Annotated in this window: 2 protein-coding genes; both read right to left on the bottom strand. The window is 63.0% G+C overall.

What is annotated here, in order from left to right:
• Positions 1-283: LysR family transcriptional regulator (locus ACSFA3_RS25405; protein WP_435508101.1), on the bottom strand; the 283-nt coding region annotated here is incomplete at its 3' end.
• Positions 280-1,084, bottom strand: an 805-nt coding sequence (locus ACSFA3_RS25400; protein ID WP_435508100.1) for an alpha-hydroxy acid oxidase, incomplete at its 5' end; no start/stop codon positions are given. The genes ACSFA3_RS25405 and ACSFA3_RS25400, both read right to left, overlap by 4 nt.

Here is a 1,084-nt window from a genome sequence, read left to right as displayed (position 1 = left end):
TCCTTGCATAGTTCAGCACCACCTGCCCTTCGGCCGTAAGCTTGAGGCCTTTGCGTCCCCGGTGTCGCTCAAGCAATTGGGCATCCAGTTCCTCCTCCAGCAATTGGATCAGCCGGGAAATTGCGGAGGCGGCCACATGCAGTTCCTCCGCGGCGCGGCGTATCGAGCCCGACTTGGCGACAGCCACAAAGTACTTGAGCGCATTGCTGCTGACCGGACGCAGCTCTGCTTTTCGTCGGCCCTGCGGCTCGACTGATTCGAGCGGTTTCGCGCCTGTGCTCATGAGCGTGCCGCGTCCAACGCCTCCATGGAGGGCGACATCAAGAAAGATGCGTCGAGTTCGCGCACATCGCGGGCGCCGATCTGCTTGAGCACGCGCAGGAGTTCATCCGCCAGGATATCGATGGCCTTCATGGCTCCCTGCTGCGCACCCGCGACCGTCCCGTAGAGCGTCGGCCTGCCCACGAAGACGAAATCCGCGCCGAGGCACAGAGCAGTCGCTATGTCCGCACCCCGGCGTACGCCGCCATCCAGCATCAAGGGAAACGTGCGCCCGACAACCTCGCGCACGACACGCAATGCCGCCAGCGAACTTCCAGCACGATCGAGTTGCCGTCCTCCATGGTTGGATATGACGATTCCGTCAACGCCGTGCGCGATGGCCTTTTGCGCATCTTCAGGGTGCATGACGCCTTTGAGGATGAGCTTGCCCTTCCACCGCCGCCGGAATGCCTCGAGATCATTCCATGTGACCTGGGCCGGCGACTGCGTTCGCAGGAACGTCGCGATCTGCATGGCACTGGCGTGAGCCCCGGCATAGGGGCGCCAGCCCTCGAACGAGGGCAGTCCCCCGCTTCGCAAGAAGCGCAGCAGCCATCCGGGATGCAGCAGCGCCTCCATGGTCGCGCGCGCATTGCCTTTCCACGGCAAGCCGAAGCCATTGCGAAGGTCGCGTTCACGTTTCGAACTCGCGGGAATATCGACCGTGACCACCAGGTGCTCGATACCCGAGCCTGCCGCACGGTCGATGACATCCAACGCAATGGCCTTGTCCTTCGACGGATACAGCTGGTACCACGTGTGC

Origin of the sequence: Variovorax glucosi, from assembly GCF_051216695.1 — a bacterium.
Classification (GTDB): Bacteria; Pseudomonadota; Gammaproteobacteria; order Burkholderiales; family Burkholderiaceae_C; genus Variovorax.
This window is presented reverse-complemented; position numbering and strand designations above follow the sequence as displayed.